16 protein-coding genes are annotated in these 16,495 nt (G+C 74.6%); 8 read left to right on the top strand and 8 right to left on the bottom strand.

Features of this window, described 5'->3' with window-relative positions; genetic code table 11:
* Positions 1-372: 372 nt before the first annotated feature.
* Genes Q5530_RS29030 through Q5530_RS29055 form a run of 6 tightly spaced genes read right to left on the bottom strand, consistent with a single transcriptional unit; the run spans position 373 to position 6,213 of the window.
* The gene (locus Q5530_RS29030) at positions 373-693 is read right to left on the bottom strand and encodes an L-rhamnose mutarotase (RefSeq protein ID WP_415365986.1); all 321 of its coding nucleotides are present in this window, start codon (positions 691-693) and stop codon (positions 373-375) included.
* 40 nt (positions 694-733) lie between these two features.
* The gene (locus Q5530_RS29035) at positions 734-2,599 is read right to left on the bottom strand and encodes a DUF6807 family protein (protein ID WP_415365988.1); all 1,866 of its coding nucleotides are present in this window, start codon (positions 2,597-2,599) and stop codon (positions 734-736) included.
* Complete coding sequence (locus tag Q5530_RS29040) at positions 2,596-3,132, bottom strand: hypothetical protein (protein ID WP_415365989.1); 537 nt, start codon at positions 3,130-3,132, stop codon at positions 2,596-2,598. Before Q5530_RS29040 ends, Q5530_RS29035 begins: the two co-directional genes overlap by 4 nt.
* 2 nt (positions 3,133-3,134) lie before the next feature.
* Complete coding sequence (locus tag Q5530_RS29045; protein WP_415366179.1) at positions 3,135-3,962, bottom strand: carbohydrate ABC transporter permease; 828 nt, start codon at positions 3,960-3,962, stop codon at positions 3,135-3,137.
* Between the two features lie 2 nt (positions 3,963-3,964).
* Positions 3,965-4,921 carry a carbohydrate ABC transporter permease gene (locus Q5530_RS29050; protein WP_415365990.1) on the bottom strand — a complete coding sequence of 319 codons (957 nt, stop codon included), beginning with the start codon at positions 4,919-4,921 and terminating at the stop codon, positions 3,965-3,967.
* 5 nt (positions 4,922-4,926) lie between these two features.
* On the bottom strand, positions 4,927-6,213 hold the full coding sequence (locus Q5530_RS29055; protein WP_415365991.1) for an ABC transporter substrate-binding protein: 1,287 nt from the start codon (positions 6,211-6,213) through the stop codon (positions 4,927-4,929).
* Between the two features lie 180 nt (positions 6,214-6,393).
* Between Q5530_RS29055 and Q5530_RS29060 the strand changes: the two genes are divergently transcribed.
* Genes Q5530_RS29060 through Q5530_RS29075 form a run of 4 tightly spaced genes read left to right on the top strand, consistent with a single transcriptional unit; the run spans position 6,394 to position 11,090 of the window.
* The gene (locus tag Q5530_RS29060; protein WP_415365992.1) at positions 6,394-8,655 is read left to right on the top strand and encodes a rhamnogalacturonan lyase; all 2,262 of its coding nucleotides are present in this window, start codon (positions 6,394-6,396) and stop codon (positions 8,653-8,655) included.
* 10 nt (positions 8,656-8,665) lie between these two features.
* Entirely contained in the window at positions 8,666-9,349 is a 684-nt protein-coding gene (locus Q5530_RS29065) for a carbon-nitrogen hydrolase family protein (protein WP_415365993.1), read from the top strand.
* Positions 9,350-9,404: 55 nt separating this feature from the next.
* The gene (locus Q5530_RS29070; RefSeq protein ID WP_415365994.1) at positions 9,405-10,274 is read left to right on the top strand and encodes a DUF4231 domain-containing protein; all 870 of its coding nucleotides are present in this window, start codon (positions 9,405-9,407) and stop codon (positions 10,272-10,274) included.
* A 33-nt stretch (positions 10,275-10,307) separates the two neighbouring features.
* Positions 10,308-11,090 carry an SDR family NAD(P)-dependent oxidoreductase gene (locus Q5530_RS29075; RefSeq protein WP_415365995.1) on the top strand — a complete coding sequence of 261 codons (783 nt, stop codon included), beginning with the start codon at positions 10,308-10,310 and terminating at the stop codon, positions 11,088-11,090.
* 96 nt (positions 11,091-11,186) lie between these two features.
* Here Q5530_RS29075 and Q5530_RS29080 read toward each other — a convergent pair whose 3' ends face one another.
* Entirely contained in the window at positions 11,187-12,008 is an 822-nt protein-coding gene (locus tag Q5530_RS29080; RefSeq protein ID WP_415365996.1) for a bifunctional DNA primase/polymerase, read from the bottom strand.
* 186 nt (positions 12,009-12,194) lie between these two features.
* Between Q5530_RS29080 and Q5530_RS29085 the strand changes: the two genes are divergently transcribed.
* The 3 genes from Q5530_RS29085 to Q5530_RS29095 all read left to right on the top strand — a co-directional run bounded on the left by Q5530_RS29085 (position 12,195) and on the right by Q5530_RS29095 (position 13,477).
* Entirely contained in the window at positions 12,195-12,353 is a 159-nt protein-coding gene (locus Q5530_RS29085) for a hypothetical protein (RefSeq protein ID WP_415365997.1), read from the top strand.
* Between the two features lie 94 nt (positions 12,354-12,447).
* Complete coding sequence (locus tag Q5530_RS29090; protein ID WP_415365998.1) at positions 12,448-12,978, top strand: hypothetical protein; 531 nt, start codon at positions 12,448-12,450, stop codon at positions 12,976-12,978.
* Between the two features lie 274 nt (positions 12,979-13,252).
* On the top strand, positions 13,253-13,477 hold the full coding sequence (locus Q5530_RS29095) for a hypothetical protein (protein WP_415365999.1): 225 nt from the start codon (positions 13,253-13,255) through the stop codon (positions 13,475-13,477).
* Between the two features lie 158 nt (positions 13,478-13,635).
* On the opposite strand, the gene Q5530_RS29100 is transcribed toward Q5530_RS29095, so the two are convergent.
* A complete protein-coding gene (locus Q5530_RS29100; RefSeq protein WP_415366000.1) occupies positions 13,636-14,010 on the bottom strand; it encodes an ATP-binding protein in 375 nt (124 codons plus the stop codon).
* Positions 14,011-14,454: 444 nt separating this feature from the next.
* On the opposite strand from Q5530_RS29100, the gene Q5530_RS29105 reads away from it, so the two are divergent.
* Positions 14,455-16,461: a SpoIIE family protein phosphatase gene (locus tag Q5530_RS29105; RefSeq protein ID WP_415366002.1), complete on the top strand. Its 2,007-nt coding sequence runs from the start codon at positions 14,455-14,457 to the stop codon at positions 16,459-16,461.
* Positions 16,462-16,495: the final 34 nt, after the last annotated feature.

The following is a 16,495-nucleotide window of genomic DNA, read 5'->3' on the forward strand; positions in this document are numbered from 1 at the left end:
GCGGAAAACCCACCCTGCCACCTGTTCTGCACCACGTAATCGACCCCACAGCCAGGAGCGGCCGACGCCACTCCCGCGACCAGGAGGCCGCCCGTCAGCGCGCCGACCGCCGTGGCGGCGGCGATCGCCCGTGCTCTGAACGAGTTGGTGAGCACCGTTGCTCCATTCGTCCGCAGATATTCCGGGAGCGCTCCCAGACGGCGGCAGGGTAACGCCCTGAGCGACATCACAGCACCGCACCCGAACCGCCGTCAAGGATGAAACGATTCATTCAGCGTCTCACCCTGACGCCGACCCACTCATCCGGACCAGCGCTTTCCGCCGTTACAACGGTTCAACGGCTGAACCAATGCGAGTGCACGCGCGGGAGGGTCAGTCGAGGTGGAAGACCTCGGTGAGCGGTCGCATGGCCTCGTCGGGGTCCCGGCCGTCCAGCGCGGTGAAGAACTCGGCCATCTCCGCCTGCCACCGGTCGTTGACCTCGCGGGCCCGCATCCCGCGCTGGGCGGCGTCCCAGTCGGGGGTCTCCAGGTAGCCGACGAGCAGCCCGTCCTCGGCCAGGAAGAGGGTGTAGTTGCCCCAGCCGGTCTCCCGCAGCGCCTCGCGCATCTCCGGCCACACCTCGCGGTGCCGCTCGCGGTACTCCGCCATCCGCTCGGGGCGGACCCGCAGCAGGAAGCACACACGTCGCACGACTACCTCCGGGATCGGGTGTTGGCACGGGACTGTCGGATCAGGACGGTGGCCACCGGGGTCGCAGGTCGTCCGGGACGCGCACGCCGTCGTGGAAGGCGACCCGCACGGTGATCTCCCGCCGCCGGCCGGGTCCCAGCACCAGCGGCCGGTCCCAGGCCAGTGCCGAGCCGATGCCCTGGTACTGCCCGACCCGGACGAACCAGGGGTCGGTCGGTCCGGAGAGCAGGGCCGTCCAGGGCCGGCGCGGGTCGGTCACGACCACCGCCAGCCACGGCGCGGGGCGCCCGTTGACCTGCTCCTCCCCCGTGCCGCCGGGGGTGAGCACGTGCACGGTGGCCGGGTCGAGGTCGGGCAGCCGCCAGAACCAGCCGCCGTAGCCGGCGCCGGCCCGGCCCTTGCTGCCGGGGCTGTGCAGCACGGTCTCGGCGTCGGCGGTCAGCACGCTGGTCCACTCCAGCTCCCAGCCGCCCTCGACCAGCCGGCGGCGCACGCGTCGCCGTTCCGCGAGCAGCACCGTCCCGGCGGAGTCGCACCAGTGCAGCTCGTCGGGGCCGACCTCGCGGACCACGCCCAGCTCGCCGGGCACGTAGCCCCGGCCGGGGACGTAGTTGCGGCCGCCCCAGAGGTTGACGCCGTTGACGTCGGGCAGGGCCAGGCCGATGCCGCGGTGCCAGGGGTGGTCGGCGGGGTGCTCGCCGGTGACCACGACCCCGCCGAGCGTGCGCACCGGGTGCAGCGCGGGTCGGGGCACGACCAGGGGCAGCCGGGCGGTGTCGCGGCCGTGGTGGGCGGCGGCGCCCAGCGGTGACCACGGCACCTCCAGCTCGCCGAAGGTGCGCAGCCCCTCGGTGGCCCGGGTGACGGCGTGGTCGACGCCGTCCACGTCGACCCGGTTGCCGTTGCGGCGCAGCCACGCCGGGTCGACGGGCACGGGGTCGGGGGCGGTGCGCACGGCCTCCACCACGCGCATGAACGCCCCGGTGTCGGCCAGCGGGGCGTTCAGCGGCACGGCGGGGTCGGCCAGGTGGTCGAGCAGGTTGACCAGCGGGGTGTCGTGCCCGAACCGCTCCTCGACGCCGTCGACGACGAGCCGGTGGCGGGTGTAGTGCAGCTCGGCGCGCTTGCGGGTGCCGTGCACGACGAGCACCGGGTCCGCGGGGACCTCGGCGCACAGGGTCACCGCGACCACCACGGTCGTGCCGCGGCGGGTGCGCAGCCGCAGGCAGGAGGTGTCGTCGGCCTCGATGTCGCGGGCGCGCAGCAGCTCCAGCTCGAGGTCGGCCACGTCGTCCACGCCGGTGCTGCCGTCCAGGGCGAGCGCGGTGGCGATGCCGTGGGCGAACGGGTTGGTCAGGGCGCCGTCCACGACGGGGACGCCGTCGAGGGTGCGGCGGCCCGCCCAGGGCGCGCGGGTGTAGTAGGAGTCCTCGCGCGACCACGTGCCGCGCACGCCGATGCCCCGGACCGCGCCCAGCGCGCCCGAGCGGATCAGGTGCGCCAGGCGGCGCACGGCGGGCGAGCCCAGGCCCTGGAAGCCGACCTGCACCACCCGGCCGGTCGAGCGCCGCAGCAGGTCGCGCCAGTCCTCCAGGGTGGCCGTGGGCGGTTTCTCCAGCAGCAGGTGCGCGCCCGCGCCGAGCACCCGGTGGGCCAGGTCGACGTGGGTGTGGATGGGGGTGGAGACGATGCCGATGACGGGGCAGCCGCCGGCCGCCGGCAGCAGTTCGCCCAGGTCGGCGGACACGGGCCGGTCGCCGACCAGGCGCCGGGCCTCGGCGTCCAGCGGTTCGACCTCGCACACGCCTGCCAGCTCCAGCCGCCCGGCCGCCTCCAGGGCGGCGATCTCCCGCAGGTGGAACCGCCCGTACCCGGCGGCCCCGGCGAGCACGACGCGGGGGGTCACCGGCGTTCCACCGCGACCGCGGCGAACACCAGCAGGCCCGGCGCCACGACCGCGAACGCGGGCGCCTGGAGGAGCACCAGCACGATCACGGCCAGCGCGACGACCAGGTAGGCGTGGCCGGCGGGGTCCAGCGGGGGTCGGGTCAGCAGCGCGGCCCAGCGCTCCCCCGGCCGCCACCGCGCGGCGGTGCGCAGCAGCACCAGCGCCGCGGCCGCCAGCGCCAGGCCGATCGCCGGGCCCAGGACCGCCGCGCCGGGCAGCCCGCCGGCCAGGGCGAGCAGGTCCAGCGCGCCGACGGCGAGCACGGCGAGCGGCGCGAGCACGGCCACCGGGTCGCGCAGGACCCGCCCCAGCAGCACGGCGAACCGCCGCGCGGTCGGCGTGCGGCCGTCCTCCACCAGCTCCCGCAGCAGCACCGCCCCGGCCGCCAGCGCGGGCACGGCCGTGACCAGCGGCAACGCCGCCAGGCACACCAGCACCCCGATCAGCAGCACCTCGGCCAGCAGTGCCGGCGGCCGCGCCCACGCGTTCATCGCTACCCCTTCAACCCGGAGGTCGCCACACCGTCCACCAGGAAACGCTGGAAGGCCAGGAAGAACAAGCCGATGGGCAGCAGCGCCAGCACCGACATGGCGAACATCGGCCCGAACGCCGACTCGGTGGCCTGGTCGATGAACAGCTGGAGCGCCAGCGGCAGGGTGAACTTCTCCGCGTCGTTGAGGTAGATCAGCTGCGAGAAGAAGTCGTTCCAGGTCCAGATGAAGGTGAAGATCGCGGTGGTGATCAGCGCCGGGCGCAGCAGCGGCAGGATCACGTGCCGGAAGGTGCCCACCGGGCCGCAGCCGTCCAGGGTGGCCGCCTCGTCCAGCTCGCGCGGCAGGGTGCGGATGAACTGCACCATCAGGAAGACGAAGAACGCGTCGGTGGCCAGGAACTTGGGCAGCACGAGGGGCCAGAACGTGTTGACCATGTCGAGCTGCTGGAAGATGACGTACTGCGGGATGAGCACCACGTGGTGCGGCAGCATGATGGTGATCATCATGAAGCCGAACAGGGGTCCCCGGCCGCGGAAGTGCAGCCGCCCGAACGCGTAGGCCGCGAGCGAGCAGGACACCACGTTGCCGATCACCGCGCCGACGGAGATCAGCAGGGAGTTCCCGAAGTAGTGCAGCACGCCGAACTCGCCCACCCCGTCGAACACCCGGGCGTAGTTGTCCCCGGTCGGCTCCCGGGGCAGCAGCGAGAGCGTGGACAGCACCTCGGTGGCGGGTTTGAACGAGGTGGACACCAGCCACGCCAACGGGTACAGCAGCACCAGCAGCGCGCCGATCACCACGACGTGCCACAGGACCTTCCTGGACAGCGTCACCGGTCCTCCCCCGCGTAGAACACCCAGCGCTTGGAGCTGCGGAACACCAGGGCGGTCAGCAGCGCCACCACGACCAGCAGCACCCACGCCATGGCCGAGGCGTAGCCCATCCGGAAGTCGGTGAACCCGCGCTGGTACAGGTACAGCGGGTAGAGCAGGGTCGAGTCGCTGGGCCCGCCGCGCCCGCTGCTGACCACGAACGCGCCGGTGAACGCCTGGAAGGCGTTGATGGTCTCCAGCACGAGGTTGAACAGGATCACCGGCGAGAGCATCGGCAGCGTGACGCTGAGGAAGCGCCGGGCCGGGCCCGCGCCGTCGATGGCCGCCGCCTCGTAGAGCTCGCGCGGCACCTGCTTGAGGCCCGCCAGGAAGATCACCATGGGCGCGCCGAACTGCCACGCGGCCAGCGCGACCAGGGTGAGCAGCGCGTACTGCGGCTGGTCGACCCAGCCGCCGGTGTCGATGCCGATCCGGGCCAGCAGCCCGTCCACGGTGCCGTCGGTGGAGAACAGCGCCCGCCACGCCAGCGCCACGCTCACGCTCGCGCCCAGCAGCGACGGCGCGTAGAACGCCGACCGGTAGAGGCCGACGCCGCGGCGGGGCCGGTTGAGCAGCAGCGCCACGGCGAGCGCCAGGGCCAGCTTGAGCGGCACCGACAGCAGCACGTACTTGGTGGTGGTCCACGCCGCGTGCCAGAACCGCTCGTCGCCGGTGAACATGGTGACGTAGTTGTCGACACCCACCCAGTCCGGGTCGTCGAACAGGTCGTAGTCGGTGAACGACAGGTACAGCGAGGCGGCCATCGGGCCGATGGTCAGCAGCACCGCCCCGACGATCCAGGGCGACAGGAACAGGTAGGCCACGCCCTGGCCCCGCCGCCGGCGCGCGGGGAGCGCGGGTGCCGGCGGCGGGGTGTCGGGGGTGCCCGCTCGGGCAAGCACGGACTGCGTCATCTCGGTCAGGACCCCAGTGAGGTCTCGGCGTCCTGGACGACGCGGGCGGCGGCCTCGGCGACGCCGACCCGGTTGAAGATCACGTCGTCGTAGGTGCGCTGGAAGTCGCGCTTGACGGCCGAGGAGCCGGTGGGCCAGGCGCCGAAGGCGGGGCCGATCTTGTCCTGCTGGGCCTGCTCGTAGTCGCACACCGCCTTGCTGGCCTCGGTCGAGCCCGCGCAGACCTGCGCGCGGACGTCCTCGTTGGGCGGCACGCCGCGGGAGGCGCCGAGCAGCTTGCCCGCCTCGGGGTCGTTGAGCAGGAAGTCCAGCAGCTTCACCGCGGCCTCCCGGTGCTCGGAGCGGCGGGCGACGGCGAAGGACACCGGGGGCAGCGCGGCCATGCCGCTCTCGGCGACGTCGCTGGGCACGGGGGCGAGCCTGAGGTTCGGGCCGAACGCGCCGAAGTAGCCGGTGGCGGTGGAGTCGTAGCCGATCTCGGAGGCGGACTGCCCGGTGACGATGCCGGAGTTCTGCACCGAGCCGTCCATCTTGGTGGTCACCTCGGCCGCGGACACGCCCTTGCCGGCGCGCATGGCGCCGATCATCTCCCAGTACCCGGCGAGGTCCTCGGCGGTGAAGCCGAGTTCGCCCTCGGGGGTGTAGAGCTGCTTGTCGTGCTGGCGCAGCCAGACCTCGAACCAGTCGATGGCCCAGCCGAAGTCGGTGGTGCCGGCGACGGTCCCGGCCGCGCCGACCCTGCCCATGGCCTCGGCGAACTCGGCCCAGGTCCACTTCTCGCCGGGCGCGGTGGGCACCTCCGCGCCGACCGCCTCGAAGTGGGTGGGGTCGAAGACCAGCACCTGGGTGGTGGCGCCGGCGGCCACGGCGTACTGCTTGCCGTCGACCTTGCCGCCCTCCAGCAGGTTAGCCGGGATCCGGTCGAGCCTGAGCGGGCCGCCCGCGTACTCGTCGAGCTCGGCGAGTACGTTGCGGCCCGCGTACTCGCCCAGGGTGGCCCGGTCCAGCTGGAGCAGGTCGGGCCCGGCACCGCCGGCGACCTGGGTGGACAGCTTCTGGAAGTAGGCGTCGTACCCGCTGTACTCGGTCTCCACCCTGATGTCGGGGTTGCGCCGCTGGAACTCCTCGACGGCGGCCTTGGTCACCTCGGCGCGGTCCTCGTTGCCCCACCAGACGAACCGCAGCGTCACCGGTCCGTCGCCCTGGTCGCCGCCGCACCCGGACAGCGCGGCGGTCGCCGTCAGCAGTCCGACCAGCAGACCGGCCGCGCTCCGGCGAGACACTCGTCCCATCGCCCTCACCTCTCGTTTGAATCGGTTCAAACAACGTAGGTGAGGTGCATCACGGCGTCAAGGATAGCGCTTTCCTGGGAGAACGCCGAGAGGTTCCGGAGGGCTTGCCTTTCGGCTTGAAACGGTTCATCGTGTGGCCTCGTCACGCACCTCGCGCACCGTCGCGCCCCGGGAGGCCCGATGACCCGCTCGCGTTCCCGCCCTCTGCTCGCCGTGCTGGCGGCGACGGCCCTCCTGCTCACCGCGCCACCGGCCGGCGCCACCGGTGGTGGTGGCCCCCGGCTGGAGCGCCTGGACCGGGGCCTGGTGGCCGTGCGCACCGACACCGGGGTGTTCCTCAGCTGGCGCCTGCTGCGCCACGAGGCCACCGGCCACACCGCCACGGGCCTGGCCGGCCCGGCGTTCGCGGTGTACCGCGACGGCCGCCGGGTCGCCACGGTCACCGACAGCACCAACTTCCTGGACCGCCAGGGCGGCTCGCACTACCGGGTGGCGCCCCTGGTGCGGGGCGTGCCGGTGGGCGTGAGCGGGTCGGTGTCGCCGTGGGAGGGCGGTTTCCACGACCTGCCGCTGCGCAAGCCCGCGGACGGCGTGACCCCGGCGGGCGAGTCCTACACGTACTCCGCCAACGACGCGAGCGTCGGCGACGTGGACGGCGACGGCAGCTACGAGTACGTCGTGAAGTGGGACCCGTCCAACTCCAAGGACGTCTCGCAGGTCGGCTACACCGGACCCACCTATGTGGACACCTACCGGTTCGACGGCACGCTGCTGCACCGGGTCGACCTCGGGGTGAACATCCGCTCGGGCGCGCACTACACGCAGTTCCTGGTCTACGACTTCGACGGCGACGGCCGGTCGGAGATGATGCTCAAGACCGCGCCCGGCACCTCGGTCACCTCCTACGACCGGCGCGGCCGGGAGATCTCGAAGCGGCACGTGACCATGCCGCGCGAGGACGTGCGGGCGGGCTACTCGCACCGCGACGACTACCGGCTCGACGCCGCCGGGTACCACGAGCACCTGGTCCGGGTCTTCCGCGGCTGGCACGAGCACCCCGAGGTGGTGGCCGGGCGGTGGCCGGCCACGCTGGAGCAGGCGTTCGGCATCCCCGTGCGCCACACCTACCCCCTCTCCGACGCCGACGCGCGGGCCCTGGTCGACCACTTCGTGGACGTCTACGCGCCGAGCCGCAGCGCGCGCAACAACCTGCGGGCGTTCGCCGGGTTCGTGCTCTCCGGCCCCGAGTACCTGACCGTGCTGGACGGGGCCACCGGCCGGGAGCTCACGACCGCGCGCTACGAACCGGGCCGCCACGACGACGGGCTCATGTGGGGCGACTACGCGCTGGCGCGGATCGAGCCGGGCAACCGGGTGGACCGGTTCCTGGCCGGGGTGGCCTACCTCGACGGCAGGCGCCCCTCGGCGGTGTTCGCCCGCGGCTACTACACGCGCAGCACCCTGGTGGCCTACCGCTGGGACGGCCGGGAACTGCGGCGGGACTGGTTCGTCGACAGCGGGTGGGTGCCGATGGCCAACCCGTTCAACGACCCCGTGCACGGCCGCGACGGCACCTCCCCGGAGTACGGCACGCTGACCACCCAGGGCGCGCACTCGCTCAGCGCGGCCGACGTGGACGGCGACGGCAAGCAGGAGATCGTCTACGGCGCGGCCACCATCGACCACGACGGGTCGCTGCGCTACAGCTCCTTCGCCGAACTGCCGCCGGGCAGCGCGAACCCCGGCGAACGGGCCCGGCTGGGGCACGGCGACGCCCTGCACGTGACCGACATCGACCCGGCCCGCCCCGGCCTGGAGATCTACATGGTCCACGAGGGCGCCCGCTCCGCGCCCTACGGCTACACCCTGCGCGACGCCTCCACCGGTCAGGTGATCTACGGCGGCTACACCGGCGTGGACACCGGGCGCGGCATGGTGGGCGACGTGCTGCCGGCCGAACCGGGGCTGGAGACCTGGGCGTCGGTGCCGGGCGGCGCGGGCGCGGTCGGCCTGTGGTCGGCCGACGGGCGGCGGCTGTCCGAGGCCATCCCCGGCACCAACCAGAGCATCCGGTGGGCGGCGGACCTCACCACCCAGGTCGTCGACGGCTCGGGCACCGCCGAACCGACCGTGCGCGACTGGCGGCGCGGCACGCTGCTGACCGCCGCCGGCACGCTGACCAACAACGGCACCAAGGGCAACCCGTCGCTGGTCGCCGACGTGCTCGGCGACTGGCGGGAGGAGCTGGTGGTGCGCACCGCCGACAGCTCGGCACTGCGCGTCCACGTCAGCACGGAGGTGACCGGCCACAAGATGTACACCCTGATGCACGACCCCCAGTACCGGGTCGACGTGGCATGCCAGCAGACCACCTACAACCAGCCCGCCCACCCGGGTTTCCACCTCGCGTCGGACACCGACTGGGCCCGGGTGCCGCGCTAGGGTTGGCCGGGTGATCACCGTTGCGGTCGCCCAGCCGCGCTGCACCGCCTACGACGTGGCCGCCAACGCGGCGGCCCACGCCGAGGCGGTGCGCGCGGCCGCCGCGCGGGTGGTGGTGTTCCCGGAGCTGTCGCTGACCGGCTACCACCTCGACGCGCCCGAGGTGTCGTTCGACCTGCTCGCACCCCTGGTCGAGGCGTGCGCCGAGACCGGCGCCACCGCGCTGGCCGGCGCCCCCGTGGCGGAGCGGCACATCGGGGTGCTGGAGGTGACCGGCTCCGGGGTGCGGGTCGCCTACCGGAAGGTGTGGCTGGGCCCGCTGGAGGCGGTGTGCTTCGACCCCGGTCCCGGACCCGCGGCCGTCGAGGTGGACGGGGTGCGGCTGGGCCTGGCCGTGTGCCGGGACACCGACGTGCCGCGCCACGCCGCGGACACCGCCGCGCTGGGCGTGCACGCCTACCTGGCGGGCGTGCTGGAGCACGACGTCGACGCCGACGTGGTGGCGGCGCGGGCGCGGCGGATCGCCGTCGGGCACGGGCTGTGGGTGGCGGTGGCGAGCTTCGCCGGCTCGACCGGCGAGGGGTTCTCCCGGGCCGCGGGCGGTTCGGGCATCTGGGACCCGTCGGGCGAGCAGGTGGTCTCGGCGGGCACCGCGGTGGGAGCGGTGGTCTCGGCGGTCCTGGACCGGCGGTGAGCGGCGGAACTCGGTCGATCAGCGGGGACCGCGGCGTCCCCGCGCGGGAGGGTGGATGACGAACTCCGACTTACCCGGCTTCTTCCACGACGCCGACGGCGCGGCACGCCGCGGGCAGCGGCGCACCCTGCGGTGGAACCGGGTCAGGCTGGTGGCGACGGTGGTGGCCGCGATCGGCGGGGCGCTGCCGTGGAAGATCGGGTCGTTCGGGTTCTGGGCCGCGGTGTCCGTCGCGGGCTTCGCGGTCGCGCTGGCCGTGGAGATCCTGCTGCTGGCCACGCACCCCGAGCGGGACTGGTTCAACGGCCGCGCGGTGGCCGAGTCGGTCAAGACGCTGGCCTGGCGGTTCGCCGTCGCGGCCGACCCGTTCCCGCCGGGCCTGCCGCCGAAGCAGGCGCGCACCGAACTCAGGCGCCAGGTCGCGGCCGTGCTCCCCGCCGGCGAGGGCCGGGTGACCACGGGCTCCGACGACCCCTGCGCCACCCCCGGCATGGTGGCGCTGCGGGCCGGGCCGTTCCCCGAGCGCCGCGCCGCCTACCTGACCGGACGGGTGCTCGACCAGAAGCAGTGGTACGCGGACCGGGCCCGCGACAACGAGCGGCAGGCCCTGGTGTGGCGCCTGGTGCTCATCGTGGGCGAGCTGACCGCGCTCGGGCTGGCCGTGTGCCGGGTGTTCGGGCTGTGGGACCTCGACCTGTCCGGGGTGATGGCCGCGGCCGTGGCGGGCGGCGCCGCGTGGCTGGGCCTGCGGCGGCACTCCGGGCTGGCCACCACCTACGGCAAGGCCGCCGCCGACCTGGCGCTGGTCCACGACCACCTGCGCGACGTCGACGAGGACGAGTGGCCCGCCGCGGTGGCGCAGGCCGAGGACGTGATGACCGACGAGCGCACCCTGTGGCTGAACACCCGCCCCGCCGACCAGTGAGCAGGACGGCCGCGGCGTCGTTAGGGTCGCGGGGTGGACGTGGCGGTGGTGACCGGGGCGGCGCGCGGGTTCGGGCTGGAGATCGCGCGGCGGTTGCGCGGACGCGGCTACCAGGTGGTGCTGACCGACGTGGACGACGCCGTGGGCGGCGCGGCGGCCGGGATCGGCGGGCACGGGCTCGTGGCGGACGTGCGGGACCCCGCGGCGCACCGCGCGGCGGCCGCCCGCGCCACCGACCTGGGACGGCTCGCGCTGTGGGTGAACAACGCCGGGGTGCTGGCCACCGGCCCGGCCTGGGAGCACGACGACGACGCGGTGCGGCGGCTGGTCGAGGTCAACGTGCTGGGCGTGGTGCACGGCAGCCGGGTCGCGGTGGAGGCGATGCGCGGGCACGGCGGCACGGTGCTCAACGTCTCCTCCATGTCGGCGCTGGGCCCGGTGCCGGGACTGGCCCTCTACGCGGCCACCAAGGCGGCGGTGCTGAACTTCGGACTGGGCCTCCAGGGCGACCTGAGGCGCGCCGGGGTGCCGGTGCGGGTGCTGACCTGCTGCCCCGACGCGGCGGACACCGACATGGTGCGCGAGGTCCGACCGGACCCGGCCTCGGCGGTGCTGTTCTCCGCCCCCCGCGGGCTGCTGACGGCCGCCGAGGTCGCCGACCGGGCGGTGGGGATGCTCGACGGGCGCCGCCTGGTGCGGGCGGTGCCCGCGTACCGGGCCGCGATGGCGCGGGCCGGCGCGGCGGTGCCGACGATCGGGCTGCGGGCGATCGAGGTGCTGCGGCGGCTGGGCGAACAGCGGCGCTCGGGCGGGTGACCTCGGGCGTGACCACCGGGAGGTGGCTGCTCCGGGGTGACCGCTCGGGCGGGTGACCTCCGGGCGTGACCGCTCGGGCGTGACCTCCCGCCGAGGTCACCGCAACGCGCGAGGACGACGGCGGCCCAGGGCGATGCCGTTGTCGACGTGGTGCCGGGCCTCCCGACCGGTCCACCCCTCCACGCCCTCGTGCACCGAGGCGGCGTCCAGCAGCAGGTCCGCGGCCACGTGCGCGTCCAGCCAGCCCGCGCCGACCAGCTCGCCCAACCGGCAGGCGGCGGTGAACACCACGTGGGCGCGAACCCCCGGCCGGGCCTCCCGCACCCGCTCCAACTCCCCCGCCACCACGGCGTCCCGGTAGGCGCCGACGCGCCGCGGCGAGGGCCGCTGGACCGGGATGTCCAGCTCCTCGGACGGCGGCGGGGCCAGCACGTCCACCAGCCAACCCGGCACCGGCGCCACCGGCAGGTCCCGCAGCACCCGGTAGCGGCGCCCGCCCACCCGCGACCCCGCCGCCACCACGTAACCGCCGATGCCGCGCGTGTCCACGTGCGGCGCGACCCGGCCCACGCTGTTGCCCAGCGGCACCTCCGGGGCCAGGAAGTAGCGGTGCTCTCCCCCGCCCGCCGTGGCCACGGTATAGGTGTCGCGGGGGTCCTCCGCACCGTGCTGCCACGCGCGACGGGCGAACGCCTCGCGGCCGTGGGGCACGTCCAGGTCCACCACCAGCAGCCCGGCCGGACCGCACGCGATGCCGATGTTGTAGGGGCGGTGCACCCACCACTGCCGGATCCGGTCGCGGTCCGTGGTGGCCTCGTGCTCCCAGCCGCGCAGGGCGGGAGCCTTGTCGTGCGGGCGCAGCGGCACCACCGGCCAACCGCGCGCGGCGGCGGCCAACGCCTCCCGGTACCTGGTCACGCGCTCCCCCTCCGGCCGGTGCGGCGGGGGGAGCACCGCTGCACCCAGTGTGCCCGCCCCGACCGGTCCGCGACACCGCCGGGAGAGCGATCCGCGCAGGTGGGCGCGGGTCCCCGGCTCACCGTCGGTCATCGGCCCCACGCCCGGTCCACCGGGAGCACCGCCGCCAGACCGGAACCCCCGGCCGTGCGACCCGGCCGGCCGCTCGCCGAGGGCGGCGGCGCCACCGGGCTGACCTCCGGCACGCCCCGGGTGGCGTTCGAGGACGAGATCGCGGGCCACGAGCCGCGCGGCCTGCGCGTCGCGGTCCACCCCGGCGCGGTTCACCGCACCCCGCTCGGGTAACCGGGCGAGGGGTTCACTCTTTCAGGGAATGGATGGGTGGATCGACACGGAGCGCGCCGACGTTGTGGCACCGTGAGTCGCGATGGGGTTGTTCATGGCAGAGGGCGACCTGGTCGCACGGTTCGCGCGCCGGCTGCGGTTGTTCGACGCCAACGCCGACGGCGCGGTGCGCCACCGGGACGTGGTGGCGGTGGCCGAGCGGCTCGTCCGCGGGTTCCGGCTCGACCCGGCGTCCACCGGCGCGCAACGGGTGCGGATCGCCTACGAAACGCTGTCGCTGGTGCTGGTGTCGGACTACGGCGACCCCGCGCGCGACGAGGTGACCGGGACCGGGCTCGCGGCCGCGCTGGAGGCCGACCCGCGGCGCACGGCCGAACTGGGCGGGCGCCTCGCCCGCGCCGACGCGGTGGCGGTGCGCGAGTGCCTGGCCCGCATCGGCGCGCAGGTGAAGGCGGAGCAGGTGGCCGAGGTCGTGGTGGCGCTGGGGGCGCACCCGGGCGACCTCCCGGTGATCCAGCGGGTGTTGGAGCGGGACGGGGCGCTGCTGCCGCTCGCCTCGGTGGACCGGGTGTTCGCCGACTACTTCGCCGGCTGCGGCGACCCGCGCCTGTACGGCCGCCGGTAGGACCGCCGGCGGGCTTCCGGTGGCGGACCGGGTGTTCGACCAGTAACACGATCGAGTTCACTCGCGCCCGAAAAACCCTGCCGCACACACCCCCACGCTAAGATCACAGCAGGCGCACCCCTGCCACGGCGCCGATTCCGAGGGCGGTCGTCCTCACTCCCCTTCCTGCTCGATCGCGGTCCTCGACCGCCCGAAACCTCCTACGCCGCAACGCTTCCGGCCACGCCGCGTCGGACGACTCCCACCCGTACCCGGATCCCCCCAGGAGACCACCGTGTCGCGCAGGAGAAGGTCCACCGTGGCGATGCTGCTCGGCCTGGGGGTCGGCGCGCTCACCGCAGGCACGTGCACCACCGTGTTCACAATGGACGGTCCACGACCGGCGGAGGCCGACCGCGGGTCGTGGGTCACGCCGGCCGTGCCCCGGATCGACCCGATCGACCGCGTCCCGAGCCGTGAACCGGCGCGGTGGAGCCAGTCCCGGGAGGCATTACCGTGACTCCGCTCCCCGCCTTGTTGAACAGCGTTGCTTTCGAGCAACACTGAAGTTATCGAGCGTACTGACGAAGGGTGGTGGCGACACGGCGGCGGACGACGGCCGGCGGTTGTCAGCCGGTGGTCATCCGGCAGCAGTCGCCGGTCAGCGACCGTCAGCGATCAGTCCCGGAAGGGGATCTCGGCCCACACGGTCGTGTTGCGTCCCTGCGACACCACTCCCCAGCGCTCGGACAGCGCGGCCACCAGCATCAGACCCGCCGCCGTCCGCCACGGCCCGCTCGGGCGCAGGGACCGGTCACGCACGCTGACGACCAGCCGTTCGCGCCAGTGGTCGAGGACCAGCTCGATCACGAAGGGCGGAGCGCCGTGCCGCCGGGCGTTGTCGAACAGCTCCCCCAGGACGACGCCGATCAGCAGCACGTCCGGCGCGGGCCACCCGTCGATCCGGTCGCGCAGCCACGCGGCGACGTCGGCGGGCGAGGTCGTGTCCTCGTCCTGGACGACCAGCACGGCGGTGTCGTTGCCGGCGGTCACAGCTCGCGCTCGGTGGTGTCGAGCGGGCGGACCGGGTGCACCGGCACCGGCGTCGGCTGGTGGGCTGGCGGGGAGGACACGTACGAGCCTCCCACGCACCCCCGCGACCGCACCTGACGATCACCTTGCGATCCCGCGCCACCCCACCGCTCACCGACCCACCGCCTCCCTGCGCCACTCCCTCCCCGCGCCACTCCCTCTCTGCGCCTTCCTCCCTGCACCACTCCCTCCCCGCGCCGTCATCTGGCCGGCCCGCGACCTCGCTTCCCTCCACCTCCCTCCCCGGCGAAGGCGTCTCCCATCGCCTCCGCCGCCGGCACGTCGTGCGTTCGAGTGGTCATCCCGCAACCCCACGTGGAAGGGTCGGGTCCGCTCCCCCTCACGGGGGAGCGGACCGGTTCGCGGCGGGCAGGGCCGTGGTCGCGGCCATAGGGTGGGGTGATCATGGATCCCGATTCCAAGTCGGCGCTCACCCCGGCGGGCGACCCGGCGTCCGTCGTGGCCTGCTTCGAGGAGCTGCCCGCCGCGGTGTGGGCGTTCCGCGGACCCGACCTCGTGGTGGTCGCGGCCAACCGCGCGGCACGCGCGTCCGTCGGTGACCGGCCCGGTCTCGTCGGCCGGCCGGTGCGCGAGTCCGTGCCGGAGGCAGCCGGTCAGCAGGTCTTCGACCTGATCGAGCAGTGCTACACCGGCGACCGGGTGGTGCTGGGCAGCGAGCGGCGGGTGCTGGTCGACCGGGACGGTGACGGGCGGCTGGAGGAGAGGTTCTTTACCTTCACCTGCCTGCCCTCGCGCGACGAGCACGGCGTGGTCACCGGGGTGGTCGCCCACGCGGTGGAGGTGACCGGGCAGGTGACCGCGCGCCGCGACGCGGAGCAGCGCCACCAGGCCGCGCAGCACGTCGTGCACGTGCTGCAACGCGCCCTGCTGCCCGACGCCCTGCCGGTCCTGCCCGGTGTGCGGCTGGCCGCCCGGTACGTGGTCGCGGGTGACGAGCGGGCGGCGGGCGGCGACTGGTTCGACGTGGTTCCGCTCTCGGGCGGTGGGTCGGCGGGGCGGGAGGGTGGCCGGGTGGTGCTGCTGGTCGGCGACGTGGTCGGGCACGGGCCCTCGGCCGCCGCCGCGATGGGGCAGCTGCGCACGGTCGCGCTGCACGCGCTGTGGTCGGGCGCGGGCGTCGAGGGGGCGGTGGCGCAGCTGGACGCCTTCGCCGCCCGCCTGCCGGCGACCCGCGCCGCGACGATGTGCCTGGTGGAGCTGGACACCGCGACCGGGGACCTGTGCGGGGTGAACCGGGGTCACCCGCCCGCGCTGGTGGTCGCCGCCGACGGCTCGACCCGGTTCCTCACGGGCTCCGGCCACGACGCCCCGCTGGGCGTCGGCAGGCCCGCGAGCACGCCGTGGCGAGACCGGCTCGGGTCCGACGACGCGCTGCTGCTGTACTCGGACGGCCTGGTCGAGCGCTCGGGCCGGTCCCTGGCGGCCGGGCTGTCCGCGCTGGCGACCGCGACCGCGGCCGCGGTGTCCGAGACGGTCGACGAGGGCGGCACGCTGCCGAGGAACCCGGCCGACCGGCTGTGCCTGGCCGCGGTGGAGCGCATGGGTTGGCTCGGGTACGAGGACGACGTGACGGTCCTCGTCGCCCGGCGTCCGGGCCTGCGGCAGCCGCCGCTGCACCTGGTGCTGCCCGCGACGCCGGCCGCGCTGGTGTCGCTGCGGCACGGGATCGCGGACTGGCTCGCGGACCTGGACGTCGACCGCGACCGGGTGTTCGCGGTGCAGCACGCGATCGGTGAGGCGGTCACGAACGCCGTCGAGCACGCCTACGCCGGCGGGCCGGGGCCGGGGCCGGGTGAGGTGGTGGTGGTCGACGCGCACCTGTCCGACGACGGCTTCGCCGAGTTCGCGGTGACCGACCGGGGTCGGTGGCGGCCGGTGCCCGAGTCGCCGGGCGGCCGGGGCCGGGGGCTGGCGCTGATGCGCCACTTCGCCGACCGGGTGGAGATGACGCCGTCCGAGGGCGGCACCACGGTGCGGATGGCTTTCCGGCTGACCCGCGTGCCGCACCTCGACCACCCCGAACACCCCGAACAGCCCGCCGCCCGACCGGCGGACGACCTGACCAGCGAGCTGCGGCGCGGCGCGCACCCGGTGCTGACGGTGCGGGGGGCGATCGACGCCCACACGGCGGAACTGCTGCACACCGCCCTGCTCGACGCCAGCCGTGGTGGCGGGCGGCCCCTGGTGGTGGACCTGACCGGGGTGACGCACCTGGCCAGCGCCGGGGTCCGGCTGCTGCACGAGGTCGCCGGCGAACTCGACGCGGAGCTGGTCGCGCCGGTGGACAGCGCCGCCGGGCAGGTGCTGGCGCTGACCGACCTGAGGCACCGACCCGACCTGCCCGAACCGGCTGGTCCACCCGAACCGCCCGCTCGGCCCGGTGGCGACTGAGCGGCGGGCCGGCAGTCCCCGGCCCGCCCCGCCA

The sequence above is a fragment of the Saccharothrix sp. BKS2 genome (assembly GCF_047689505.1).
GTDB classification, from domain to species: domain Bacteria; phylum Actinomycetota; class Actinomycetes; order Mycobacteriales; family Pseudonocardiaceae; genus Actinosynnema; species Actinosynnema lopnurensis.

Coding starts and splice junctions, on each gene's coding strand:
- Q5530_RS29040 (WP_415365989.1), bottom strand. CDS start 3,132: ATGAACGCGTGGGCGCGGCCGCCGGCACTGCTGGCCGAGGTGCTGCTG.
- Q5530_RS29060 (WP_415365992.1), top strand. CDS start 6,394: ATGACCCGCTCGCGTTCCCGCCCTCTGCTCGCCGTGCTGGCGGCGACG.
- Q5530_RS29050 (WP_415365990.1), bottom strand. CDS start 4,921: ATGACGCAGTCCGTGCTTGCCCGAGCGGGCACCCCCGACACCCCGCCG.
- Q5530_RS29105 (WP_415366002.1), top strand. CDS start 14,455: ATGGATCCCGATTCCAAGTCGGCGCTCACCCCGGCGGGCGACCCGGCG.
- Q5530_RS29070 (WP_415365994.1), top strand. CDS start 9,405: ATGACGAACTCCGACTTACCCGGCTTCTTCCACGACGCCGACGGCGCG.
- Q5530_RS29055 (WP_415365991.1), bottom strand. CDS start 6,213: ATGGGACGAGTGTCTCGCCGGAGCGCGGCCGGTCTGCTGGTCGGACTG.
- Q5530_RS29090 (WP_415365998.1), top strand. CDS start 12,448: ATGGCAGAGGGCGACCTGGTCGCACGGTTCGCGCGCCGGCTGCGGTTG.